Genomic DNA, 24,556 nt, shown 5'->3' with positions numbered 1-24,556 from the left:
CACACCTAGACTCTGGGCCGTGGACTTCTACTCCGCCTACGCCCAGGGGTTCGCCCGGGTGGCCGCGTGCACCGTCCCGATCCGGGTGGCCGACCCCGCGACCAACGCTCGCGCCGTGCTGGAGCAGGCCCGGGCCTGCTCCGACGACGGCGTCGCGGTCGCGATCTTTCCCGAGCTCTGCCTGAGCGGGTACGCCGTCGACGACCTCTTCCTGCAGGACCCGCTGCTCGACGCCGTGGCCGACGCGATCGCCGAGATCGTCGCGGCGTCGCTCGACCTGCTGCCGGTCCTGGTGGTCGGCGCGCCCGTCGAGCACGGCAACCGCGTGCTGAACGCCGCCGTGGTGATCCACCGCGGCCGGATCCTGGGCGTGGCCCCGAAGTCGTACCTGCCGACCTACCGCGAGTTCTACGAGCGCCGCTGGTTCGCGCCCGGGGACGACGTGCGCGGCACCACGGTGCTCGCGGGCCAGGAGGTGCCGATCGGGCCGGACCTGCTCTTCCGGGCCGACGACGTGCGCGGGCTGGTGCTGCACGTCGAGGTGTGCGAGGACCTGTGGGTGCCGGTGTCGCCGAGCGCCGAGGCGTCGCTCGCCGGCGCGACCGTGCTCGCGAACATCTCCGGCAGCCCGATCACCGTCGGCCGCGCGAGCGACCGGCACCTGCACGCCCGGAGCGCGTCGAGCCGCTGCCTCGCGGCGTACCTCTATGCCGCTGCCGGCCAGGGCGAGTCGACCACGGACCTGTCCTGGGACGGCCAGACGATGGTCTACGAGAACGGCGAGCTGCTCGTCGAGTCCGAGCGGTTCCCCGACGGGCCGCGGAGGTCGGTCGCCGACGTCGACCTCGACCGGCTGCGGCTGGAGCGGCTCCGGACGGGCACCTTCGACGACAACCGTCGCGCGGTCGGCCGAGACTTCCGGACCGTCGACTTCGAGCTCGCGCCGCCTGCGGGTGACATCGGGCTGCGCCGCAAGGTGGACCGGTTCCCTTTCGTGCCGGACGACCCCGAGCGCCTCGCGCAGGACTGCTACGAGGCCTACAACATCCAGGTCTCCGGGCTCGAGCAGCGCCTGGCTGCGATTGGCCAGCCGAAGGTGGTGATCGGCATCAGCGGCGGCCTCGACTCGACGCACGCGCTGATCGTCGCGGCCAAGGCGATGGACCGGCTCGGCCGGCCGCGCAGCGAGATCCACGGCTTCACGCTGCCCGGCTTCGCGACCGGCGAGCGCACCAAGGGCTACGCGTGGCGGCTCGCGGAGTCGCTCGGCATCACCATGCAGGAGATCGACATCACCGCGGCGGCACGGGAGCTGCTGGCCGACCTCGGCCACCCCTACGCGCAGGGCGAGGAGGTCTACGACGTCACGTTCGAGAACGTCCAGGCCGGGCTGCGCACCGACTACCTCTTCCGGCTCGCCAACCACCGCGGCGGGATCGTGGTCGGCACCGGCGACCTCTCCGAGCTGGCGCTGGGCTGGTGCACGTACGGCGTGGGCGACCAGATGTCCCACTACAACGTCAACGCCGGCGTACCGAAGACGCTGATCCAGCACCTGATCCGCTGGGTGATCGGCTCCGGGCAGTTCGGCGACGACACCAACGACGTACTCGCCGAGGTCGTCGCGCAGGAGATCACCCCCGAGCTGGTGCCGCATCGCGAGGACCAGCTGCCGCAGTCGACCGAGGCGTCGGTCGGGCCCTACTCGCTCCAGGACTTCACGCTCTTCCACGTGCTGCGCCTCGGCTACCCGCCGCGCAAGATCGCCTTCCTCGCCTGGCACGCCTGGCACGACGCCAACGCGGGGGAGTGGCCGCCGAACTTCCCCGACGACCGCCGGGTCGCCTTCGACCTGGCGACGATCCGGACGTGGCTCGACGTGTTCGTCCGACGCTTCTTCGCCAGCCAGTTCAAGCGCTCCGCGCTCCCGAACGGGCCGAAGGTCAGCCACGGCGGCACCATGTCGCCGCGCGGCGACTGGCGAATGCCCTCCGACGCCAGCGCGGCGGCCTGGCTGGCCGACCTCGCGTCGGTCCCGGACTGAGGTGGCCACCCGAGACCCGGGCCGCGGCGTACTCGCTGCGGTCGCTTGCCTCGGCGCCCTGCTGGTGCTGATCGGTGCGGCCTGCGGCGTCGTCAATCGCGAGGTGCTCGACGCCGGCCGCTTCGCCGCACACGTCGACGCGGTCCGGTCCGACCCCGGTGTCTCTCGGCAGGTAGGTGCGCTGCTGACCGACCGACTCCTGGACGAGCAGCCCGATCTCGTGGCGATCCGGCCACTGGTCGAGAGCACGGCCACGTCCGTCGTGGCGAGCCCGGCGCTCGGCCCGGTGGTGCGGGCCGGCGTCCGACCGCTGTACGACGCGCTGGTGCTCGGCCGTGACGACGCCGTCGTGCTCCGGCTGGCCGACGTCGGCGCGGTCGTGGTCGGGTCGCTGGCGGTCGCGGCGCCGGAGGCCAGGGCCGCGGTGCCGGCCGATCTGGACGTGCGGCTGTCGCGGTTCGGCGGCCAGGAGTACTCCGGGAGCGTGGTCGGCTCGGTGCACCTCGTGGAGCTGCTCGCCTGGCTCTGTCCGGTGCTGGGACTGGCGTTGCTCGTGCTGGCAGGCGTCCTCCGGGAGCGTGGTCCGGGGACGGTCCGCCGGGTGACGCGCGAGGTCGGCCGCGGCGTCCTGGCGGCCGGCCTGGGGCTCGCCGGCCTGCTCGTCGTGGTGGGCTTCGTCGTCGACCGGCTCGACCCGGGCACGCTGGCGGGCGCCGTACGCCGCGCTGCGTGGAGCGAGCTGGACGGGCCGTTCTGGGTGACCGCGGGCGTCGTGGTGGCGCTCGGGGCGCTGGCGACCGCCGTGGCGACGGCCACGAGGTGGCCGCGGCTCGAGGACGTGCGCCGGCTCGTCGACCTCGATGTGCCACCGCGCCGGCTTGCGGCCCGCGCGGTGGTGCTCGCCGTGCTCGGGGCGGCGCTCGTCCTCCAGCCCGCCCGGGTGGCCACCGTGGGTCTCGCGCTCCTCGGCGTCGGCCTGCTGACCCTCGCCGTGGTCTCGGCCCTGGTGGCGCTCGGCCGCAGTCCCCGGCGGCGTACCTGGATCGCCCTCGCCGCCGCCGGCCTCGTCGGAGCCACGGTCCTCTCCGCCCTCCCCGTCGAGCACCGGCTCGCGGTCACCTCGGCCGCTCCGCGCGAGGGCTGCAACGGCCACGTCGAGCTGTGCGACCGGCGCTACGACGAGATCGCCTACCCCGCGACCCACAACTCGATGGCGGCGGCGAGCGAGGGGTGGTTCTTCCCCGAGCAGCCCGACGGCATCGTCGACCAGCTCGACCACGGCATCCGGGTGCTGCTGATCGACAGCTGGTACGGCCAGCGCACCGACCGTCCGGGAGTCATCGCCACCGCCGATGAGCACCGGGCCAAGGCCATCGCCCAGGCGGAGTCTGAGCTCGGCGCCGCCACCGTGCGCAGCGCGCTGCGGATCCGCGACGCGCTCGGACTCACCCCGCAGGGCGCCGTCGAGTCGTACCTCTGCCACGGCCTGTGCGAGCTCGGCGCGACGCCATGGCTGCGGAGCCTGCGCGAGGTGCACGACTGGCTCGTCGCGCACCCCGACGAGGTGGTCACGCTCTTCGTCCAGGACGAGGTGAGCCCCGACGACACGGTCGCGCTCATCGAACGGGCCGGGCTGCTGCCGTACGTGCACGAGCAGGGCGGAGACACCTGGCCGACGCTCGGCGAGATGATCGCCTCGGGCCGGCGTCTGGTCGTGCTGATGGAGAACCGGGGTGGGGGTACGGCGCATCCGTGGCTCCTGCAGGGCTTCGACGAGGTGCAGGACACGCCGTTCCTCTTCCGTCGCCCCGGCGAGTTCAGCTGCGCGCCCAACCGAGGCTCCGTCGACGCCCCGCTCTTCCTCGTCAACCACTGGATCACCGACAAGACCGCCGAGATCACCAACGCGGAGCGGGTCAATGCGCGTGAGGTGCTGCTGCCGAGGGTCGAGCAGTGCCGGGCCGAGCGCGGGATGCTGCCCAACTACGTCGCGGTGGACTACTACGACCGCGGCGACCTGATGGAGGTCGTCGACGAGCTCAACGGGCTCTGAGCCGCCTCGGCCCCGATACGGTCAGCACGTGCGCGTCGATCTCCTGGGGTGTCAGCGGCCGGAGCACCGCGATCGAGGCATGATCACCGGACCCGACGGTCGCGGCTACGCCCGCCACGGCACGCGAACCGGCCGGCGAGCCGCGGACGAGCTGGTCGCCGCGGGCGTGCCGATCGTGCTGGACCTCTACGGCCACGGGCAGCTCGAGTGGTTCGACGCCGAGGATGCCCGCACCGCCTGGACCGAGGTGCGGCCCTTCGTCACCACGGCCGAGCCCACGTCCCGGCAGCTGGCCAAGCATGTCATGTGGACCGCGGGCACCTGGCTGTCCGAGGACGAGGGGCCCCTGCTCTACCTCACCGGTCGTTGCTGACCTGCCTTCGAGTGTGATGCCCGGAGCGGTGCGGTCAGCCGGTGGTTGCGGCCGGTGACGCGCTTACCGGGTTTGTGTGGTCGCCGTAGGGGGTGTCGGCTGCTGGGCGGCTTGCGGTCTGCTCGGGTCGCCTGGGTCGCTCGGGTCAAGCGGCGTAGTCGATGGCGATGTGGAGGTCGGTGTAGTAGAGCTCGCCTCCCATGAGGGGCACGACGCGGCTGGGGGTGGGTGCGCGTGGTGCTGTTGATCGGATGACGTGGCCGGTGGGCAGGGTGGTCTCGACGGTGTGCTGGGTGTCGGTGCTCGCGGGTGGGCCGGTGATGGGGGTGGCTCGCCAGCCGGGGGCTTGTTTGGTGTGGTTGCACTGTTCGCAGAGGCCTTGGCCGTTGATCGCGGAGGTGGGGCCGCCATCGGCGTGGTCGGTGATGTGGTCGTGGTGGCGGACCGGGGCGTTGCACCAGGGGGTGCGACAGGTCTGGTCGCGGAGGTCGAGGAACAGGCCGAGGGCCTTGGGGAACGCCCGGGTCTTCGATTCCATGGCGACGAGGGTGCCGGTCTCGGGGGCCACGTAGAGCCGCCGCAGCGCCGTCCGCGCCGTCTGTGCCTGGGCGAGCGCGGTGGCGGCGAGGTCGCGGGCGTGGTCGGCGGTGATCGGGCCGTAGCCGGTCAGCCAGGCGGGCTGGTGTCCGCCGGCGAGGAGGGTGTGGTCGGAGACGGTCAGGTTGATCGTGACCGGGACCGCCTCCGCGGTGGCTTGTCCGGTGATCAGGGTGACGAGGGTGTCGGTCATCACCTGACCCCGTGACCGGGAGTCGCCTTGGGCGCGGACCTGGTCGGCGGCCCGGGTCAGGGTGGCGTAGGCCGCGACACCCTGGGCGACCGGGAGCAGTACCGAGAGCCGGGCCATCGTGTCCGGCGCGGGCCGCAGGCTCACGTACCGGTCGGCCTCCGCGCGGGCGCGGCGGTCGACCACCGCGGCCGGGTCCAGGCCGGCGACCAGCGCCCGGGTCTGCGCGACGAGTCGTCGGTCGCCCCACCCCTCGAACCGATACGCGCCATCGGAGTCGGGGGCGCACAGCTCGGCGTCCACCCGGGCCCGGTGCCCGGGCTGGAGGCAGGCGGTCTCCCGGGCGATCAGGATCGCCCGCCACTCCGACACCACCCCGGCCGCCAGCGCGGCCTCCGTCGAGGGGAGCTCGGTCAGGGCGTGCGCGAACCCCAACAACCGCGACCCACGCGCGGGAGACTCCCGACGGGCGTAGGCCACCAGCCCGGGCACGTCCCGCCCCCGCCGCGCCGCCGGCACCCCCTGGTCGGCGTGCCGGGCCTTCACGCGGGCATCGAGTGCCCGGGTCAACCGCGCCTGGGCCGCGCAGGCCTTCGCTTTGGTGTCCTCGAGGGCGCGGATCGCGTCCACCAGCTCCGCCTCGCTCATCCCCGACATCGCGGACACGTCGGGCATCTCGGGCATGGCACCGCCGTCGACCGGGGGGTCGAGGTGGGTGTCCGAGAGCAGCGCCATACCTCATTGTATCGAACGATTGTTCGATCACATAAGGGGTTGGGCGGCGAGTTTCGCCCAGGTTCGTGGTGGTTTCGAGACAGGCGCTAGCGCGCCTTCCTCAACCACCGTGGCCCCGAGGACGTTGGTTGAGGAGGTTGCGCTAGCAACCGTCTCGAAACCCCGCTGCGTCGGCGGATGTGGGGTCGGGTGCTGGGTGGTGGTTTCGAGACAGGCGCTAGCGCGCCTTCCTCAACCACCGTGGGCGCGCTTTCGCACCTCGGCCACGGGGTGCTTCGGGCGGGCCGCTTCGCCCGGAGTGGGTGAGGCGGAGGGGGTGGGGGCTGGGGGAGCATCGGCGTGCTTGCTGCTCCAACCGGCCGCTGTGCCGAGCGCCGGTGCGCCGGGCGCGCGCTGAGCGTGCCGTACGACTGCGCCCGCTTCACGATCGAGGAGGCACCATGAGCACCCAGACCGAGGCGGCTTCGGGCGGCGCCGTCGCGAAGATGAGCGTGCCGACGCTGACGGCGATGGTGGTCGGCAGCATGGTGGGTGCGGGCGTCTTCTCGCTGCCGGCCCGCTTCGGCGTCGCCACCGGGATCCTGGGCTCGCTGATCGCCTGGGCGATCGCCGGCACCGGCATGCTGATGCTCGCGTTCGTCTTCCAGAATCTCGCGATCCGCCGGCCCGACCTCGACTCGGGTGTCTTCATCTACGCGAAGGCCGGGTTCGGCGACTATGCCGGCTTCAACTCCGCCATCGGCTTCTGGGCGAGCGCGGTGGCCGGCAACACCTTCTACTGGGTGTTCATGACCGCGACCGTCGGCGCGTTCTTCGACAGCTTCGGCGACGGGGACACGTTCCTCGCGGTCGCCGTCGGCACCGTCGGGGTCTGGATGTTCCACTACCTGGTCGCGCGCGGGGTCCGCGACGCGGCGGTGATCAACCGCATCGTGACGGTCTTCAAGATCATCCCGATCCTGGTCTTCATCGTCGTGCTGTTCGTGAACTTCGACGCCGGCGTGTTCTCCGACAACTGGACGGCCTACGGATACGGGGACCTCGGCAACCTCAACGAGCAGATCCGCAACACGATGCTGATCACGACGTTCGTCTTCATCGGCATCGAGGGGGCGAGCGTCTACTCGCGCTACGCGCGGCGCCGCGAGGACGTCGGCCGGGCGACGGTGCTCGGCTTCCTCAGTGTGCTGTCGATCTTCGCGCTGGTCACGCTCTCCAGCTACTCCGTCGTCCCGCAGCCCGAGCTAGCGGACACCCGGCAGCCGTCGATGGTCGGCGTCTTCGAGACGGTCGTGGGGGACTGGGGCGAGGTCTTCATCAGCGTCGCCGTGATCGTGTCGGTGCTGGGCGCCTACCTCGCGTGGACGCTGATGGCGGCCGAGGTGATGTACATCCCGGCGCGCCAGGACGACTTCCCGGAGTTCCTCGGTCAGGAGAACGCTAACGGCACCCCGATCACGGCGCTCGTCGTCACCTCGCTGGCGGTGCAGGGGCTGCTCGCGCTGACGCTGTTCGTGACCGACGCGCTGAACTTCATGCTCGACCTCTCCACGTGTCTCGCCCTGCTGCCCTACCTGCTGGCCGCGGCGTACGCGCTCAAGCTGGGCCTCACCGGTGAGACGTACGACGGGGTGGCGGCGGCCGTCAGACGCAAGGAGACGATCGTCGCCGGCGTCGCGACGGCGTACACGATCTTCCTCTTCGACGCCGCCGGCATGAAGTTCGTGCTGCTGATGACGGTCATCCTCGCCCCGGCGTCGCTGCTCTACATCAAGGCGCGCAGCGAGCACGGTCGGCGCCTGTTCACGCCGGCGGAGATCGCGCTCTTCGCGCTGATCGTCGCCGGTGGCGTCATCGGTGCGATCGGGCTGTGGACCGGCCGCATCGTCCTCTGACCCCCGACCCTGACCTCCACGACGCAGATCCATGGCACAGAAAGGAACCCCGATGAGCGTCTCCGAGACGTACGGCGTGCACTCCGAGGTGGGACGGCTGCGCAAGGTGTTGGTGTGCGCGCCCGGCCTCGCGCACCGCAGGCTCACCCCGAGCAACAACGACGAGCTGCTCTTCGACGACGTCATGTGGGTCGAGAACGCCCAGCGCGACCACGCGGACTTCGTCAACAAGCTGACCCAGCGCGGCGTCGAGGTCGTCGAGCTCCACGACCTGCTGGCGCAGACGCTCGCCGTGCCGGGCGCGAAGGACTGGATCCTGGATCGCAAGATTGTGCCCAATCAAGTGGGCCTCGGGCTGGTCGACGACGCCCGCGGCTATCTCGAGGCGCTACCGGACCGGCAGCTCGCGGAGTTCCTGATCGGCGGCCTGGCGACCAACGACCTCCCCGACGACTTCCGCTCCGACTACATCAACCTGGCCCGGGAGTCGACGGGGGCGCGGGAGTACCTGATGCCGCCGCTGCCCAACACCCTCTACACCCGCGACACCACCTGCTGGCTCTACGGCGGACTGACGATGAACCCGCTGTACTGGGCGGCGCGCAAGGAGGAGACCCTCCTCTACAAGGCGATCTACCAGCACCACCCCGACTACGTCGGCTCCACGATCTGGTGGGGCGACCCGGAGCGGGAGTGGGGTCAGGCCAGCTTCGAGGGCGGCGACGTGATGCCGGTCGGCAACGGCGTCGTGCTGATCGGCATGAGTGAGCGTACGTCGCGGCAGGCGATCACCCAGGTCGCGAAGGCGCTCTTCGAGCAGGGCGCCGCGACGCGGGTGATCGTGGCGGGCATGCCGAAGCTGCGCTCGGCGATGCACCTCGACACGGTGTTCACGTTCGTGGACCGCGACATCGTCACGCTCTACCCGACGATCATGGACGCGGTGCACACGTTCACGCTGACGCCGTCCGACCGGGCGCCGGGGGTCGAGGTGCGCGACGAGGGCGCGGCGGCGTTCGTCGACGTGGTGGCGCGCGAGCTCGGGCTGCCGTCGCTCCGGGTCATCGACACCGGCGGGGACGTCTACCAGTCGGAGCGGCAGCAGTGGGACAGCGGCAACAACGCCGTCGCGCTGGAGCCCGGCGTCGTCTTCACCTACGACCGCAACACGCTCACCAACACGCTGCTGCGCAAGGCGGGCATCGAGGTGATCACGATCGTCGGCGCCGAGCTCGGCCGGGGCCGGGGTGGCGGGCACTGCATGACCTGCCCGATCACCCGCGACCCAGTGGACTTCTGACCGGCCTCAGCCCGCGGACTCAGGGGTCACGGGCACCGTCTGCTGCTCGCCGGCGCGCTCGAAGGTGACGTCGACGGGCTGCCCGATCGTCGCCTCGAGCTCGATCTGCACGAGGTCGTCGGGCACCGAGACCCGGCGTCCGTCGAGCTCCATGATGACGTCGCCCGGCCGGAGGCCGGCCTGCTCGGCGGGGCCACCGGGCACCACCTCCTGGACGAAGAGACCGGTGGGCAGGCCGGTGCTCTTCGCGGTGTCGACGGACACCGCGGCGACCTGCAGGCCGAGCGTGGGGTGGCGGACCCGGCCGTGGTCGACCAGCTCGGTGGCGATCGTGGTGAAGAGCGAGGAGGGGATCGCGAAGTTCAACCCCACGCTGCCCTGGTCGCCCGGCGGCGAGGCGCCCGCGGAGTTGACGCCGACGAGTTCCCCGTCGCAGTCAACGAGCGCGCCACCGCTGTTGCCCGGGTTGATCGACGCGTCCGTCTGGATCGCCCCGACGAGGTGGTGGGACGACCCGGCCGCCGAGGGGACCCGCACGTACCTGTCCGTCGCGCTCACGATCCCGGTGGTGACGGTCGAGCTGAGCCCGAGCGGGGCGCCCAGCGCGATGACCGGCTGCCCGATGCGGAGGTCGCCCGAGCTCCCGACCTCGACGGGTGCGGCGTCCGGCTCGCTCTCGACCACGGCCAGGTCGGTCACCGCATCGGCGCCCACGACCTGGCCGACGGCGCTGCGGCCGTCGCTGTAGATCACCCGGATGTCGGTGCCCGGATCGCCCGAGCCGACGACGTGCTCGTTGGTCAGGATGTAGCGGCGGCCCGGAGTCGTCTCGACCACGACGCCCGACCCGTTGCCCTCGCCCTCGGCGGTCGTGACCTGCAGCGTCACCACGGAGGGCAGGGTCGCGGCCGCCACCCGCTCCACGTCGCAGCCGGGGCCGGCCGACCCGCTGGGGGAGTCGTCCGACCCGGCCAGCTCACGAACGCCGACCACGACACCGCCACCCACGAGACCGGCGACGAGGGCCAGCGCCACGATCAGGTAGGGATGCGCCAGGATCCGAGGTGTCGCGTCCACGAGGCGACGCTAGGGGAAGCCCGGGGGACCAGCCAATAGGCTGGCCCCATGGGCAAGCAGGAAGACTTCGTTCTCCGCGCTCTCGAGGAGCGTGACGTCCGGTTCGTCCGGCTCTGGTTCACCGACGTGCTCGGCTTCCTCAAGTCGGTCGCGGTCGCCCCGGCCGAGCTCGAGCAGGCGTTCTCGGAGGGCATCGGCTTCGACGGCTCCTCGATCGAGGGATTCGCCCGCGTCTACGAGTCCGACATGCTGGCCAAGCCCGATCCGTCCACGTTCCAGATCCTGCCGTGGCGCAGCGGCGACGGGCCGTCCACGGCCCGGATGTTCTGCGACATCTCGATGCCCGACGGCTCACCGTCGTACGCCGACCCGCGCTACGTGCTCAAGCGCACCCTGAGCACCGCGGCCGACAAGGGGTTCACGTTCTACACCCACCCCGAGATCGAGTTCTACCTGTTCAAGGACGTGCCGGCGTCGGGCGCCGAGCCGATCCCGGTCGACCGCAGCGGCTACTTCGACCACACCGCGCAGTCGCGCGGCGCCGACTTCCGGCGCGAGGCGATCACGATGCTCGAGGCGATGGGCATCTCGGTGGAGTTCAGCCACCACGAGGGCGGCCCCGGCCAGCAGGAGATCGACCTGCGCTACGCCGACGCGCTCACCACCGCCGACAACATCATGACCTTCCGCACCGTCGTGCGCGAGGTCGCGCTGACGCAGGGCATCTGGGCGTCGTTCATGCCCAAGCCGTTCACCGACCAGCCGGGCTCGGGCATGCACACCCACGTCTCGCTCTTCGAGGGCGACAACAACGCGTTCTTCGAGGCGGGCGCGGAGTACCAGCTCTCCAAGACCGGCCGCGGCTTCATCGCCGGCATCCTCAAGCACGCGAGCGAGATCAGCTGCGTCACCAACCAGTGGGTGAACAGCTACAAGCGGATGCTGTGGGGCGCCGAGGCGCCGTCGTACGTCTGCTGGGGGCACAACAACCGGTCGGCGATGATCCGGGTGCCGATGTACAAGCCGCTCAAGGGCCAGTCCACCCGGGTCGAGCTGCGCACGCTCGATGCCGCGTGCAACCCCTACCTCGCGTACGCCGTGGTGCTCGCGGCCGGCATGAAGGGCATCGAGGAGGGTTACGAGCTGCCGCGGGAGGCCGAGGACGATGTCTGGTCGCTCTCGGAGCGCGAGCGCAAGAGCCTGGGCATCGACCCGCTGCCGAAGAGCCTGCACGACGCGATCGAGATCGCCGAGGACTCCGAGCTGCTGGCCGAGACGCTCGGCGAGCACGTCTTCGACTTCTTCCTGCGCAACAAGCGCGCCGAGTGGGACGACTACCGCGGCCAGGTCTCGGCGTACGAGCGCGACCGCATGCTCCCGGTGATCTGATGACGGAGGGCCCGGAGTTCCTCACCGACGACCGCACGAAGGTGCTGCGTCGGCTGCTCTTCGTCATCGTCGGGTTCGCGGTCGTGCTGGTGTTGGTCGGCGTGCCGCTCGTCGCCGGCGACTACGAGGTGTACGGCGCGATCGTGCTCGCGATCGCGGTGGTGGTCGGTGCGGCCGCCCTCGCGACGCTGCGCGCGGTCCGTGGCCGCTCCCCGGCGGCCCGCCGGCTGTGCATCGCCACCGGGGTGCTGACGGCGGCGCTGTCGGTGCTGCTGGTGCCGGTCTGGATCGGCCTGCTGACGGTGGTCGCCGGCATCGGCCTGCTCGTGATCACCTTCGCCCCGGAGCGGGGACCTCGGTGAGCGCGCGGCGGGTGCTGGTCGTCGAGCACGACGCCGAGTGCCCGGTCGGCTGGCTGGGCGTCTGGCTCGACGAGGCCGGGTGCGCGGTCGAGGTGTGCCGGCCCTACGCCGGGGAGCCGCTGCCCGAGCTCGGCGAGTACGACGGACTGGTGGTGCTCGGCGGCCCGATGGGTGCCAACGACGACGAGTCGCACGCCTGGCTGGGCCCGGTGAAGCAGCTGCTGCGCGAGGCGCGGGACGTCGCGCTGCCCACGCTCGGCATCTGCCTGGGGCACCAGCTGGCCGCGGTCGCCCTCGGCGGCACGGTCGAGCGCAACCCGCGCGGCCAGCAGGTCGGCCTGCTCGCGCTCGGGTGGACCGCCGAGGCGGCCGCCGACCCGCTGCTCGGGCCGCTGGCGACGCCGCGCCGCGGCGTGCAGTGGAACGACGACATCGTGACCGCGCTCCCGGACGGCGCGGTGCTGCTGGCCGCGACCCCGGAGGGCGAGGTGCAGGCCGCCCGCTTCGGGCCGGCCATGTGGGGCGTGCAGCTGCACCCGGAGGTCGACGACGTCATGCTGCGGCCCTGGGCCGAGGTGGACCGGGGCAGCCACGCGACCCGGGGGATCGACACCGACGCCCTGCTCGCCGACGTGCGCGCGGCGCGGGCCGAGCTCGACGCCGCGTGGCGGCCGCTCGCCGAGAGCTTCGCGGCCCTGCTCGGCGACCGGACCACGGACGCCGCTGGGCGATGACCCGGACGGCGACGAGCAAGGGCGGCCTGGTGCGGCTCGGGTTCCAGGACCCGGAGGCCGCGCAGGCGGCCCTGGCGGGGCTCGGTGCCGCCGAGCCGCTGCTGGGCGCGCTGGGTCGCACCGCCGACCCGGACGCCGCGCTGGCCGGGCTGGTCCGGCTGCGGGCGAGCGCCGGCGACGCCGACGCCCTGCTCGCGACCCTCGTCGAGGACGACGACACCGCCATGCGGCTGCTCGGCGTGCTCGGCGCGAGCGAGGCGCTGAGCGACCACCTGGCCCGGCATCCCGAGCACTGGCACGAGCTGCGCGACCCGGCACTCGCCTCGACCCGGTCGGCCGCCTGGGCGCTGCGGGCGGCGCTGCTGGCCGCGGTCGGTGCGGACCCCGACGCCGACGTACCGGTCGCGACCCGGCCCGACGCCGAGGCGGTCGACGCGCTGCGGGTGGAGTACCGCCGCCTGCTGCTCCGGCTCGCGGCGCGCGACCTCGCGCACCGGCTCGAGGTCGACGACGCCGCCGCCGAGCTGTCCGACCTCGCCGCCGGCACCCTCGAGGCGGCGCTCGCCGTCGCCCGGCAGCGGGTGCCCGACGCCGGGCTCGCCCGGCTCGCCGTCGTCGCGATGGGCAAGTGCGGCGGCCGGGAGCTCAACTACGTCTCCGACGTCGACGTGATCTACGCCTACGCGCCGGCCGAGGGCGCCCTTCGAGACGGCTCGTCCCTCGCCTCCTCAGGAACCACGGACGACGCGGCCGCACTCAAGGTCGCCACCCAGCTCGCCAGTCACCTGATGCGGGTCTGCTCCGACCACACCGGCGAGGGCACGATCTGGCCGGTCGACGCCAACCTCCGGCCCGAGGGCAAGGCCGGTCCGCTGGTGCGCACCATCGCCAGCCACCGCGGCTACTACGAGCGCTGGGCGAGCACGTGGGAGTTCCAGGCGCTGCTCAAGGCCCGGCCGGTGGCCGGCGACCTCGCGCTGGGTCGTGAGTTCGTCGAGCTGACCGCGCCGATGGTCTGGTCGGCGGCGGGCCGCGACGGCTTCGTGGAGGACACCCAGGCGATGCGCCGCCGGGTGCTCGACCACATCCCCGCCAAGGAGGCCGAGCGCCAGCTCAAGCTCGGCGCCGGGGGACTGCGTGACGTCGAGTTCGCCGTGCAGCTGCTCCAGCTCGTGCACGGCCGGGCCGACGAGCGGATCCGGCCGCCCACCACGCTCAGCGCGCTCGCCGAGCTGACCCGGGGCGGGTACGTCGGGCGCGCCGACGGGGAGGCGCTGCACGCGGCGTACGCCTTCCTGCGCACGCTCGAGCACCGCATCCAGCTGCACGGGCTGCGGCGGACGCACGTCGTGCCCGCCGACGAGGCCTCGTTGCGCCGCCTCGGCCGCAGCATGGGCCTCTTCTCCGACCCGGTCGGCACCCTCGACAAGACCTGGCAGCACCACCGCCGCGAGGTGCGGCGGCTGCACGAGAAGCTCTTCTACCGGCCGCTGCTGACCGCCGTTGCGAGGATCCCGGGCGACGAGGCCCGGCTGACCCCGGAGGCGGCGCAGCTGCGGCTGGCCGCGCTCGGGTTCGCCGACCCGAGCGCCGCGCTGCGGCACCTCGAGGCGCTGACCGCGGGGGTCAGCCGCACGGCGCAGATCCAGCGGACCCTGCTGCCGGTGCTGCTGTCCTGGTTCGCCGACGCGCCCGACCCCGACGCCGGGCTGTGGGGTTTCCGGCGGATCAGCGAGTCGCTGGGCGCCACCCCGTGGTACCTCTCCACGCTGCGCGACGAGGGAGAGGTCGCCGAGCGGCTGGCCCGGATCCTCGCGACCTCGCGCTACGCCACCGACCTGCTCGAGCGCGAGCCGCAGGGCGTGCGGATGCTGGGCGGCGACCTGCAGCCCCTGACCGCCGAGGCGCTCACCGAGGAGATGCTCGCCTCGGCGAGCCGGCACGACCAGCCCGAGGCCGCCGTGCGCGCCGTCCGCGGCATCCGGCGCCGGGAGCTGCTGCGGATCGCGGCCGGCGACCTGCTCGGCCTGACCGACGTCGCCGACGTCGGCGCCGGGCTCTCCCGCCTCACCGACGCGACCCTGGAGGCGACGCTCGCGGTCGCCGGCCGGGCCGCCCGCACCCAGCGCGGCCTCGACGAGGCGCCGACCCGGATGGCGATCGTCGCGATGGGGCGCTACGGCGGATTCGAGCTGTCCTACGGCAGCGACGCAGACGTGATGTTCGTGCACGACCCGCTGCCGGGAGTCGACCCGCAGGCGGCCGCGACGTACGCCCAGGCGGTCGCCAACGAGCTGCGCCGGCTGCTCGCGCTGCCCGGACCCGACCCGGCGCTCGAGGTCGACGCCGACCTGCGGCCGGAGGGCCGGCAGGGGCCGCTGGTGCGCACCCTCGAGGGCTACGCCGGCTACTACGCCCGGTGGTCGAAGGTCTGGGAGGCACAGGCGCTGCTCCGCGCCGACGCGGTGGTCGGCGACCCCGGCCTGCGGCAGCGCTTCGAGGAGCTGATCGCCCCGCTGCGCTACCCGCCCGCGGGCATCACCGAGGACGACGTGGTCGAGGTGCGCCGGATCAAGGCCCGGGTCGACTCCGAGCGGCTGCCGCGCGGTGCCGACCCGCACACCCACCTCAAGCTCGGCCGCGGCGGGCTCGCCGACATCGAGTGGACCGTGCAGCTGCTCCAGATGCGGTACGCCGGCAGCGTCCCCGGGTTGCGCACCCTGCGCACCCTGGACGCCCTCGCCGCGGCCCGCGAGGCCGGGCTGATCGGGGACGACGACGCCGCCGTGCTCCAGCAGAGCTGGCGCCGGGTCAGCCGCGTCCGCAACGCCGTCACGCTGGTGCGCGGTAAGCCCGGCGACGAGCTGCCGCACGACTTCCGGGAGCGGGCCGCGGTCGCGGCGGTCCTGGGCTATCCGCCGGGGTCGTCCGATGCGATGGTCAACGACCAGCTGCGCTACACCCGGCTCGCGCGCAACGTGGTCGACCGGGTGTTCTGGGCCTGACCGTTCCGGACCGGCCTCAGCCCTCCGCCGGCTCCTCCATCCGGTAGCCGACGCCCCGCACCGTGCGGATGTAGCGCGCCCCACCCAGCTTGCGGCGCAGGTTGCCAACGTGCACCTCGACCACGTGGGTGTCGCCGACCCAGGGCGTGTCCCACACCGCCTTGAGCAGGTCCTCGCGGGTCGCGACCCGGGTCGGGTTGCGCATCAGCTCGGTGAGCAGGTCGAACTCGGTGCGGGTGAGCGACAGCTCCTCGCCGTCGCGGAAGACCCGGCGGGCGGAGACGTCCACCCGCAGCCCACCGTGCACCAGCACGTCGGCGAGGTCACCGAGGCCGGGGCGGGGGCGCCGGAACATCGCGTTCGCCCGGGCCTGCAGTTCGCGCGGGCTGAACGGCTTCGCCATGAAGTCGTCGGCTCCGGTCTCGAGCCCGAGCAGACGGTCGATCTCGTCGGAGCGGGCGGTGACCATGATGATGTACGCGTCGCTGATCTCGCGGACCTGCCGGCACACCTCGATGCCGTCGATGCCGGGGAGGCTCAGGTCGAGCGTGACCAGGTCGGGTCGCAGCTCGCGCACCGCCTCGACGCCGTCCGTGCCGGTGTCGACGGCCGTGACCTCCATGCCGAGGTCGGCGAGCGTGTGTGCGATCAACTCGCGGATGTCGCGGTCGTCCTCGACGACGACGACGCGCCGCGGCCGGTCGGGAACTCCCTCCATGTCGACGGATGATGCCATGCTCCGGAGGCGACCGTCCGGTAACCGGTGCCGACCTCGGGTCGGGTCGTGCCGCGGAGGCGGTCGGCAACCGGTTGAATGGGCGGGTGCCCGACTCTGTGGTGACCCTCGACGGCGGTCTCTCCAACGCCCTGGAGGACCGCGGACACGACCTGTCCTCCGACCTGTGGACCGCCCGCCTGCTGCTCGACGACCCGGGCGAGATCGCCGCGGTGCACGAGGCCTATTACCGCGCCGGAGCGGACGTCGCCACCACGGCGAGCTACCAGGCGAGCGTGCCGGGACTGGTGGCCGCCGGTCTCGAACGGACCCGCGCCGAGGCGGTGATCCGCGCCAGCGTCACGGTGGCCCGCGACACCCGGGACCGGCTCGCCGACGAGCTCGGGCGACCGCTGCTGGTCGCCGCGTCCGTCGGCCCGTACGGCGCCTACCTGGCCGACGGATCCGAGTACCGCGGGCGCTACGGCGTCTCGGCGCGGGTGCTCCGCGACTTCCATGCGCCCCGCCTCGAGCTGCTCGCCGCCGCCGGGCCCGACCTGCTCGCGGTCGAGACGGTGCCGGACGTCGACGAGGCGGAGGTGCTGGTGTCGCTGCTGGCCGACCTCGGCCTGCCCGCCTGGTTCTCCTACGCCGTGGCCGGCGACGCCACCCGCGCCGGGCAGCCGCTGACCGCGGCGTACGACGTGGTGGCGGGCTGCGAGCCGCTGGTCGCGGTCGGGGTGAACTGCTCCTCGCCGTACGACGTGGGCGGGGCGCTCGCGGCGGCCCGCACCGCCACCGGGCTGCCCGGCGTCGCCTACCCGAACCTGGGGGAGGCGTGGGACGCAGAGCGGCACGCCTGGACGGGCGCTCCGGAGTACGACGTCGCGCTGGCGCCGGGCTGGGTCGCGGCGGGCGCGGCGTACGTCGGCGGCTGCTGCCGGGTCGGGCCGGGACTGATCGGCGAGCTGCGCGCGCGGCTCAGCGGTAGAGGCTGACCGTGTCGTCGGAGACCACGACGACGGTGCCGTCGCCGGCCTCGAGGTAGCGGGGGTCGGCGTGCGCCAGGTCGAGCCGCCAGGCCGGCTCGGTGGCGTCGAAGGCGAAGAACGAGACCGTGTCCGAGGTCAGGTCGTAGACGCCGTCGCCGCTGACCGCGGAGAGGTGGGGGTGCGAGGTGCCGACCTCGTCGAGGTCGTCGTCGTACACGGTGCCGTCCATCGTCACCAGGAAGTCGCCGCCGGCTCCGTGCACCGCCAGCACGTAGAAGCCGCTCGGGTCGTCGCCCGGCACCGATCCGGTGCGGCCGCGTGCGTCGTAGATCACCGCCCGCCGGGGCTCCTCACCCCAGACGAAGACCGTCGACCGGGAGGCCTGGCCGACCGGCGGGCCGTAGGCCTCGGCCGCGACGTCGATGTCGGCGGTCCAGCGGGGCGCGCCGCTGTCGCTGTCGAAGGCGCGCGCCTCGTGCGTCCCCGCGGTGACGACGAAGCCGTCGGCGACCGTGATCGCGTTGAACCCGGACGACGAGCTGGCGTCGTCGACCGGCGCCGACCAGACCTCGTCGCCGTCGTCGAGGTCGAGACGGCGCAGGCGGTCGTCGTCGACGACGTACACCGCGTCCGGCCCTGTCGCCACCCCCGTGGCGGCCGCGGTGCTCCACCGCTCGCGCCCGGACCGGGCGTCGATCACGTGGGCCGTCCCGTCGGCGAGCAGGACCACGCGGTCGCCGGCGTCGTCGACGTCGTCGCCCGGTCGGGTCCAGAGCTCCGCGCCGTCGTGCGGGTCGAGTGCGGTCACCTCTCCGCTCTGGAACCCCAGCACCAGGAGGTAGTCGGCCCCGGCCGGCGCCATCAGGTAGGCGGCTCCGGACAGGTCCGTCGACCAGTCCTCGCGGCCCTCGGGGTCCAGCGCGTGGACCGCCTCGGTCGTCGCGACGTACGTCGTGGACCCGGCCGAGACGACCATCTGGACGGCGCTCTCGCCCGTCCAGGTCCAGGCCAGCTCCGGCCGGGCCGTCACGCCCGCCGGCTGAGCGAGGCGCGTGGTCCAGTAGTCCTCGTCGGTGTCGCCGCGCAGCACCCCCCAGGCCGTGCCGGCCACCGCCAGGGCGGCCACGGCGCTCACCGCGATCACGGCCGTCCGGCGCCATCGTGAGGTCTCCGCGGGGTCCGTGCCGACGGCGTCCGGCGCCTCGTCGACCGCTTCCTGGAACAGGATCGGCTCGGGCACCGGAGCCGGGGCCGGCGGCTCCGGCCGGGTGAGGACGTCCTTGCCACACCGGGGGCAGTAGCCGACGTTCGGCGAGAGCGGCTCCTCGCAGTGCGGACAGAACGGAGGCGACTCCAGGGTCACGGGCGGCCACCTCCTCGTCGGTCCGGCGTGAGTGGAGGGCCACTGTAGATGCTCCGAGCCACTCGCATGCCGAGCGGCACCAGCGGGCACCGGCGGGCCATGACCGATGCCCTCCGCGCGCTGATCCTCGTGTGCACCCTGAAGCCGTCTCCCGCGGAGTCGAGCTCCCATTTGATCGGGGAGCAGGTCCTCGGACAGCTCGAGCGGCTCGGCGTCGGTGGCGAGATCGTCCGGGTGGTCGACCACGACGTGCGGTTCGGGGTCGGCATCGACGAGGGCGACGGCGACGCCTGGCCGGGCATCCGGGAGAAGATGCTCGCCAGCGACATCCTGGTGCTCGCGACGCCGATCTGGATGGGTCAGCCGTCGTCGGTGTGCAAGATGACCCTCGAACGACTCGACGCCGAGCTGGGCGAGACCGACGACGAAGGCCGGATGCTCACTGAGGGCAAGGTGGCCGCCGTGGCCGTCGTCGGCAACGAGGACGGCGCGCACCACGTGGTCGCCGAGGTGCTGCAGGCGCTCAACGACACGGGATTCAGCGTCGCGGCCAACGCCAGCACCTACTGGGTCGGCGAGGCGATGCAGACCACCGACTACCTCGATCTCGACGAAACGCCCGAGAAGACCGGCTCCACCAACGAGTCCCTCGCCCGGCACACCGTCCACCTGGCCCGGCTGCTCGCGGCGGCGCCGTACCCCGCACCGGCGGGAGACTGACGTGACCGAGACCGGCACCGTCGAGACGACGGACTTCGGGATGCTGCGGATCAGCTTCGACCACCGCGTGTTGCGTCCACGGCCGTGGACGGCCGCGCAGTCGGCGTGGGCGGCGGAGCTGGCGGCGACCGGTCCGGCCGGGCCGATGCTCGAGCTGTGCGCCGGCGCCGGGCAGATCGGGCTGTTGGCGGTGCTCGACACGGCGCGTTCGCTGGTCTGTGTGGATGTGGATCCGGTGGCCTGCGGGTTCGCCCGGCGCAACGCCGAGGCGGCCGGGCTCGCCGACCGGGTGGAGGTACGGGTGGGCCGCATGGAGGAGGTGGTGCGCGACGAGGAGCGCTTCGCCGTCGTGGTCGCCGATCCGCCGTGGGTACGCCGGGCCGAGGTCGGCCGCTATCCCGAGGACCCGCTCCGGGCGATCGACGGGGGCGACGACGGGCTGGACCTGGCTCGGACCTGCGTGGCCGTGGCCCGCCGGCACCTGCTGCCGGGCGGCAGCGCGCTGCTGCAGCTCGGCACCGTCGAGCAGGTCGGCCTGCTGGAGAGCGTCGACGCCGCCGAGGTCGTCGAGGTGCGGCGCTACGACCGCGGGGTCGTCGTACGACTCGACCTGGCGTAGCGCCGCTCTGCCTCAGGTCGGCCTCAGGCCGGACGCAGCTTCGGCGGGAGCACCTTGTGGGTGTCGTCGCACCACGGGTACGACGCCGACCTGCTGCACCGGCAGACGGCGGTCACCGGCCGGGTGGTCTCGTGGGGGACCCCGTCGGCGTCCTCGACGGTGTGCCGTCCGCGCAGCAGCATCGGCCCGCCCGGGCAGAGGATGACGTCGGGGTGGTCGTAGCTCATGCCGCACGCTCCTCGACGCCCCAGCGCTGCAGCATCGCCCGGGCGAAGCGGTCCTCGAGGTCGAGACAGGTGAAGGCGCCGAACCACAGGTCTCCCTCGAGCTCCGGCTCCTCCGCCAGCAGGGCGCCGCAGATGGTGCGCACCGCGAGCTGCTCGTGGATCGCGTCCGCCTCGACGTGCTCGGCGTAGTAGGCGACCAGCTCGTCGGGGAAGCCGAGCCGCTCGAGACCGTGCACCATTCGGCGGGACGGGAGCGAGCTGGTCGCCTCGAAGGCCGCGAGATGGCCGAGCGCGGCCCCGCGCAGTCGGCGGTGCAGGCCGAAGAGCGTCAGGGCGTTGTTCTGCTCCAGCGCCTCGGCCGGTGCGACGTCGACGTGGGCGTCGTACGCCGGCTCGAGCCCGCAGGCCGCCATCCCGAGGGCGAACAGGTGGTGGTGCAGCCGGTTGGGGTCGCCGTCGCCGTACTCGTCGTACTGAAGCTCCATGAGCGCGGCCTTCGCGGGTACGCCGAGCCGGGGAACCAGCCAGGAGACCGGGTCGGACTCCTTGAGGTGGTAGAGCGAGCGGGCGCGCAGCAGGTCGAGCACTTGGTCGCGGTCGGCGTCGTGGTGGACGTGGCGGGCGAGCGAGACGCCCTCCTGGTCGTCGATCCATCCGAGGACGTCCGCGACGAACGGGCGGCCCTCGGGCGGCGTGCACCTGGCGCGCAGCCGGGTCTCGAGGTCGCGTTCGAGCAGCGTGCGCACCCGGACCAGCGTGGGCTCCCACTCGAGTGCGTCGTCGACCCCGGCGAAGCCGCGGTAGTGGAGCTCGTGGAGCACCCAGAGGGCGAGCGCGGCGTCGTCGCCGGTGGCGCTGGGAGCCGCCGCGAGGGTCGCGCGGAAGTCGGTGCCGACCGGTAGTGCGTCGAGGAGCTCTTCGGACAGGGGGCCGCGGGGTAGGGGGAGCCGGGGTCGGTGCATGGCCGACCCGTACCCGCACCGTGACCGGGACACGCGCCGCCCGCACGGGTGAGCCGGCCCGCATCGGCGCGGGACGCGGGGGTACTTCCGGGTCATGCGCATCGGATACTTCCTGTCGACCGAGGAGTACGCCCCCGCCGAGCTGCTCGCCCAGGCGCGGGCCGCCGAGGGGGCGGGCTTCCAGGGCCTGTGGATCAGCGACCACTTCCACCCGTGGAACGACGAGCAGGGCAACAGCCCGCACGTGTGGAGCATGATCGGCGCGATCAGCCAGGTGTGCGGCCTGCCGGTGACGACTGCGGTCACCTGCCCGACCACGCGGATCCATCCCGCGATCGTCGCGCAGGCCGCGGCCACCTCCGCCGAGCTGCTCGGTGGCCGGTTCACGCTCGGGGTCGGCACGGGGGAGGCGCTCAACGAGAGCATCCTGGGCGAGCCGTGGCCGACCCTCGACGTACGCCTGGAGATGCTGGAGGAGGCCGTCGCGCTGATCCGTCGACTCTGGACCGGCGAGGTGGTCACCCACCGCGGCCGGCACTACACGGTCGAGCACGCCCGGATCTACAACGTGCCCGACACACCGCCGGAGGTCTTCGTCTCCGCGTTCGGCCCCAAGGCCGCCGAGCTGGCCGTCCGGATCGGCGACGGCTACATCGGTACGTCACCCGACGCCGATCTGGTGAGCCGGTTCAAGCGGGGCTCCGCGGGGAAGCCGGCGCAGGCCGGTGCCAAGGTCGCGTTCGCGCCGACCCCCGAGGAGGGCTGGGAGCACGCCCACCGGCTCTGGCCGAACGCCGGGCTGCCGGGCGAACTGGCGCAGATCCTGCCCACGGTCGAGCACTTCGAGCAGGTGACGGAGCTGGTCACGTTGGACTCCACCCGCGAGTCCGTGGTCGCCGGTAGCGACCCTGCGCCGCATCTGGAGCAGGTCCGCGAGTACGCCGAGGCCGGCTACGACGAGCTCTACGTCGCGAACATGGGGCCGCACCACCAGGCGATGATCGAGTTCTACGGCGAGCACGTGCTGCCGGAGTTCGGCTGAGGTCCGATGGCGGGCGGCGGGCGCCGCGGGGGTCTCCTCGTGGTGGTGGGGGCGCTGGGGGTGGTCTTCGGCGACATCGGCACCAGCCCGCTCTACGCGCTGCGCACGATCCTCGACGAGGGCGGCTCGCTCGACCGGGCCACCGTTTACGGACTGACCTCCACCGTCATCTGGTCGCTGCTCGTCGTCGTCACCATGCTGTACGTCGGCGTGCTGCTCGGCACCGACAACGACGGCGAGGGCGGACTGCTGGCGCTGCTGGGGCTGCTGCGGCGTACCGGCGCCCCGGCCCGGGTGGTCGCCGTGGCCACGATGGTCGCGATGGTCGGGGCCGGGCTGTTCCTCGGCGACTCGGTGATCACGCCCGCCATCTCGGTGCTGTCGGCGGCCGAGGGACTCAAGGTCGCCAGCTCGTCGATGAAGGTGGTCGTCGTGCCGATCGCACTCGTGATCCTGAGCGGCGTCTTCGTGCTCCAGCGGGTCGGCAGCGGGCGGATCGGGGCGCTCTACGGACCCGTCATGGTGCTCTGGTTCGCGACGCTCGCCGCGGGCGGGGTCGCGTCGCTCGCGCGGGAGCCGGACGCGCTCCGGGCGCTGTCGCCCCTCTGGGCGGTCCGGTTCTTCCTCGACGAGCCGCTCACGGCGTTCCTGTCGCTGGGCGCGGTGATCCTCGCGATCACCGGAGCGGAGGCGCTGTACGCCGACCTCGGCCACTTCGGCCGCCGGGCCATCGCCCGCGCCTGGCTGCTCGTGGTGCTGCCGGCGCTGGTGCTCGCCTACCTCGGGGAGGCCGCCGCCGTCGTGCGCGACCCGGGCGCCGCCGCGGACCCCTTCTACGCGGTCGTGCCGGGCTGGGCGACGATCCCGGTGCTGGTGCTCGCCACGCTGGCGACGATCATCGCGTCCGAGGCGGTGATCGCCGGTGCGTTCACGGTGCTCCATCAGGCCGGCGGGCTCGGGATCTTCCCGCACCTGCTCACCCGCCACACCTCCGAGGAGGAGGGTGGGCGGATCTACCTGCCGGCCGTCAACTGGGCGCTGGCCGCGGCGGTGCTCCTCGTCGTCGTGCTCTTCCGCAGCTCCGACCGGCTGGCCTCGGCGTACGGCGTCGCCGTGGCGGGCACGATCCTGACCACCGTCACGATCTTCCTGCTGCTCGACCGCAGCAGGGCGGGTCGGCCGACGCTGCGCCAGGGTGTCGCCGGCCTCGGCCTGCTCGCGATGCTGGCGTTCTTCGTCGCCACGCTGCCGAAGGTGGTCTCGGGCGGGTGGGCGCCGGTCGGGATCGGCCTCACGGCGTTCGTGGTGATGTGGACCTGGCGCGACGGGCAGCGCCGGCTGGCCGCGGCGCGCGCTCGCGCCGAGGGCACACCGCGTGAGCTGCTCGAGGGGCTCGACGCCCGCCTGTACCGAACGCCGGGCACGTCGGTCTTCCTCACCGACGATCGGGAGGTCGCGCCCTTCGCGCTGCGGACCGTCGTCGAGCGCGCCCGGGTGCTCCCGGAGCGGGTGGTGCTGCTCAGCTGGGACGTCCGCGACACCCCGTCGGCCCGCGCACACGGGGCCGTGGTCGAGGTCGACGACTTCGACGGCCGCTGCCGGGGCGTGTTCGGGGTCTCCGTGACGCTCGGCTACCGCGAGCGGCTCTCGGTGCAGCGCGTGCTGGCCGTGGCGCGGGAGCGGGACCGCGAGCGGCTCGACATCGACCCGGACGAGGCGACGTACCTGCTCTCGGACTCGATCCCTCGGCTGTCCCGGTCCGGCGCCATGGCCGCCTGGCGGCAGCGGGTGTTCCTGTTGCTGCACCGCCTGGCGACCGACCGGGCCGAGCACCTGGACCTGCCGCGGGAGCGGACGATCGTGATCGGGCGGGAGTTCGATCTGTGACCCCGAACCTCACGTGCGTCGGTGGAACCGGATCTTCCCGGTGGGGAGGTACGTCGTCTTCCTCAACCACCGTGACCCCGACGAGGACGGTGGTTGAGGAGGTTGCGCTAGCAACCGTCTCGAAACCCTGCTGCGTCGGCGGATGTGGGGGTCGGGTGCTGGGTGGTGGTTTCGAGACAGGCGCTGGCGCGCCTTCCTCAACCACGGTGGTCCCGAGGACGGTGGTTGAGGAGGTTGCGCTAGCAACCGTCTCGAAACCCCCCTCGCGACGACGA

Annotated in this window: 20 protein-coding genes; 14 read left to right on the top strand and 6 right to left on the bottom strand. The window is 72.9% G+C overall.

Annotated features, from left to right (window positions below; translation table 11 throughout):
• Positions 1-19 precede the first annotated feature (19 nt).
• The 3 genes from KM427_RS16550 (at position 20) to KM427_RS16540 (ending at position 4,470) form a co-directional block, all read left to right on the top strand.
• On the top strand, positions 20-2,044 hold the full coding sequence (locus tag KM427_RS16550) for an NAD(+) synthase (protein WP_215524612.1): 2,025 nt from the start codon (positions 20-22) through the stop codon (positions 2,042-2,044).
• Between the two features lies 1 nt (position 2,045).
• Positions 2,046-4,097: a phosphoinositide-specific phospholipase C-related protein gene (locus KM427_RS16545; RefSeq protein WP_215524611.1), complete on the top strand. Its 2,052-nt coding sequence runs from the start codon at positions 2,046-2,048 to the stop codon at positions 4,095-4,097.
• Between the two features lie 79 nt (positions 4,098-4,176).
• Complete coding sequence (locus KM427_RS16540) at positions 4,177-4,470, top strand: hypothetical protein (RefSeq protein ID WP_215524610.1); 294 nt, start codon at positions 4,177-4,179, stop codon at positions 4,468-4,470.
• Positions 4,471-4,615: 145 nt separating this feature from the next.
• Here KM427_RS16540 and KM427_RS25740 read toward each other — a convergent pair whose 3' ends face one another.
• A complete protein-coding gene (locus KM427_RS25740; RefSeq protein WP_215524609.1) occupies positions 4,616-5,992 on the bottom strand; it encodes an HNH endonuclease in 1,377 nt (458 codons plus the stop codon).
• 440 nt (positions 5,993-6,432) lie between these two features.
• On the opposite strand from KM427_RS25740, the gene KM427_RS16530 reads away from it, so the two are divergent.
• Both KM427_RS16530 and KM427_RS16525 read left to right on the top strand, forming a co-directional pair.
• Positions 6,433-7,887, top strand: coding sequence for a basic amino acid/polyamine antiporter (locus KM427_RS16530; RefSeq protein ID WP_252274577.1), 1,455 nt, complete (start codon positions 6,433-6,435; stop codon positions 7,885-7,887).
• 52 nt (positions 7,888-7,939) lie between these two features.
• Positions 7,940-9,187 carry an arginine deiminase gene (locus KM427_RS16525; protein WP_183594035.1) on the top strand — a complete coding sequence of 416 codons (1,248 nt, stop codon included), beginning with the start codon at positions 7,940-7,942 and terminating at the stop codon, positions 9,185-9,187.
• Positions 9,188-9,193: 6 nt separating this feature from the next.
• Here KM427_RS16525 and KM427_RS16520 read toward each other — a convergent pair whose 3' ends face one another.
• Positions 9,194-10,264 carry a S1C family serine protease gene (locus tag KM427_RS16520; RefSeq protein WP_215524607.1) on the bottom strand — a complete coding sequence of 357 codons (1,071 nt, stop codon included), beginning with the start codon at positions 10,262-10,264 and terminating at the stop codon, positions 9,194-9,196.
• 48 nt (positions 10,265-10,312) lie between these two features.
• Here KM427_RS16520 and glnA point away from each other — a divergent pair, with 48 nt between their 5' ends.
• The 4 genes from glnA to KM427_RS16500 are packed head-to-tail and all read left to right on the top strand — an operon-like array spanning position 10,313 to position 15,754.
• Positions 10,313-11,653, top strand: a complete 1,341-nt coding sequence (gene glnA / locus KM427_RS16515; RefSeq protein ID WP_183594037.1) for a type I glutamate--ammonia ligase — start codon at positions 10,313-10,315, stop codon at positions 11,651-11,653.
• Positions 11,653-12,015, top strand: a complete 363-nt coding sequence (locus tag KM427_RS16510) for a hypothetical protein (protein WP_215524606.1) — start codon at positions 11,653-11,655, stop codon at positions 12,013-12,015. The genes glnA and KM427_RS16510 overlap by 1 nt, the downstream gene beginning before the upstream one ends.
• Positions 12,012-12,749: a type 1 glutamine amidotransferase gene (locus tag KM427_RS16505; protein ID WP_215524605.1), complete on the top strand. Its 738-nt coding sequence runs from the start codon at positions 12,012-12,014 to the stop codon at positions 12,747-12,749. The genes KM427_RS16510 and KM427_RS16505 overlap by 4 nt, the downstream gene beginning before the upstream one ends.
• Complete coding sequence (locus KM427_RS16500; RefSeq protein ID WP_215524604.1) at positions 12,746-15,754, top strand: bifunctional [glutamine synthetase] adenylyltransferase/[glutamine synthetase]-adenylyl-L-tyrosine phosphorylase; 3,009 nt, start codon at positions 12,746-12,748, stop codon at positions 15,752-15,754. The genes KM427_RS16505 and KM427_RS16500 overlap by 4 nt, the downstream gene beginning before the upstream one ends.
• 16 nt (positions 15,755-15,770) lie before the next feature.
• On the opposite strand, the gene KM427_RS16495 is transcribed toward KM427_RS16500, so the two are convergent.
• Positions 15,771-16,490: a response regulator transcription factor gene (locus KM427_RS16495; protein WP_246391224.1), complete on the bottom strand. Its 720-nt coding sequence runs from the start codon at positions 16,488-16,490 to the stop codon at positions 15,771-15,773.
• Between the two features lie 86 nt (positions 16,491-16,576).
• Here KM427_RS16495 and mmuM point away from each other — a divergent pair, with 86 nt between their 5' ends.
• Positions 16,577-17,467 (top strand): homocysteine S-methyltransferase, encoded by an 891-nt coding sequence (gene mmuM / locus KM427_RS16490; RefSeq protein WP_252274575.1) that lies wholly within the window; start codon positions 16,577-16,579, stop codon positions 17,465-17,467.
• Here the strand turns inward: mmuM and KM427_RS16485 are convergent.
• Entirely contained in the window at positions 17,451-18,824 is a 1,374-nt protein-coding gene (locus KM427_RS16485) for an outer membrane protein assembly factor BamB family protein (protein ID WP_215524602.1), read from the bottom strand. The genes mmuM and KM427_RS16485 overlap by 17 nt on opposite strands.
• A gap of 99 nt (positions 18,825-18,923) precedes the next feature.
• Between KM427_RS16485 and KM427_RS16480 the strand changes: the two genes are divergently transcribed.
• On the top strand, positions 18,924-19,544 hold the full coding sequence (locus KM427_RS16480) for a flavodoxin family protein (RefSeq protein WP_215524601.1): 621 nt from the start codon (positions 18,924-18,926) through the stop codon (positions 19,542-19,544).
• 1 nt (position 19,545) lies between these two features.
• Complete coding sequence (locus KM427_RS16475; protein WP_252274573.1) at positions 19,546-20,163, top strand: RsmD family RNA methyltransferase; 618 nt, start codon at positions 19,546-19,548, stop codon at positions 20,161-20,163.
• Between the two features lie 23 nt (positions 20,164-20,186).
• On the opposite strand, the gene KM427_RS16470 is transcribed toward KM427_RS16475, so the two are convergent.
• Positions 20,187-20,390 (bottom strand): CDGSH iron-sulfur domain-containing protein, encoded by a 204-nt coding sequence (locus KM427_RS16470; RefSeq protein WP_183594045.1) that lies wholly within the window; start codon positions 20,388-20,390, stop codon positions 20,187-20,189.
• Positions 20,387-21,352 carry an iron-containing redox enzyme family protein gene (locus KM427_RS16465; RefSeq protein WP_183594046.1) on the bottom strand — a complete coding sequence of 322 codons (966 nt, stop codon included), beginning with the start codon at positions 21,350-21,352 and terminating at the stop codon, positions 20,387-20,389. The genes KM427_RS16470 and KM427_RS16465 overlap by 4 nt, the downstream gene beginning before the upstream one ends.
• Positions 21,353-21,446: 94 nt before the next feature.
• On the opposite strand from KM427_RS16465, the gene KM427_RS16460 reads away from it, so the two are divergent.
• Positions 21,447-22,394 (top strand): TIGR03557 family F420-dependent LLM class oxidoreductase, encoded by a 948-nt coding sequence (locus KM427_RS16460; RefSeq protein WP_215524600.1) that lies wholly within the window; start codon positions 21,447-21,449, stop codon positions 22,392-22,394.
• 45 nt (positions 22,395-22,439) lie between these two features.
• On the top strand, positions 22,440-24,281 hold the full coding sequence (locus KM427_RS16455; protein WP_215524599.1) for a KUP/HAK/KT family potassium transporter: 1,842 nt from the start codon (positions 22,440-22,442) through the stop codon (positions 24,279-24,281).
• The last annotated feature ends 275 nt before the right edge of the window (positions 24,282-24,556 follow it).

The organism is Nocardioides sp. LMS-CY (genome assembly GCF_018732145.1).
Classification (GTDB): Bacteria; Actinomycetota; Actinomycetes; order Propionibacteriales; family Nocardioidaceae; genus Nocardioides; species Nocardioides soli.
Note: the sequence above shows the minus strand (reverse complement) of the source record. Positions and strands in the feature narration are given on the sequence as shown.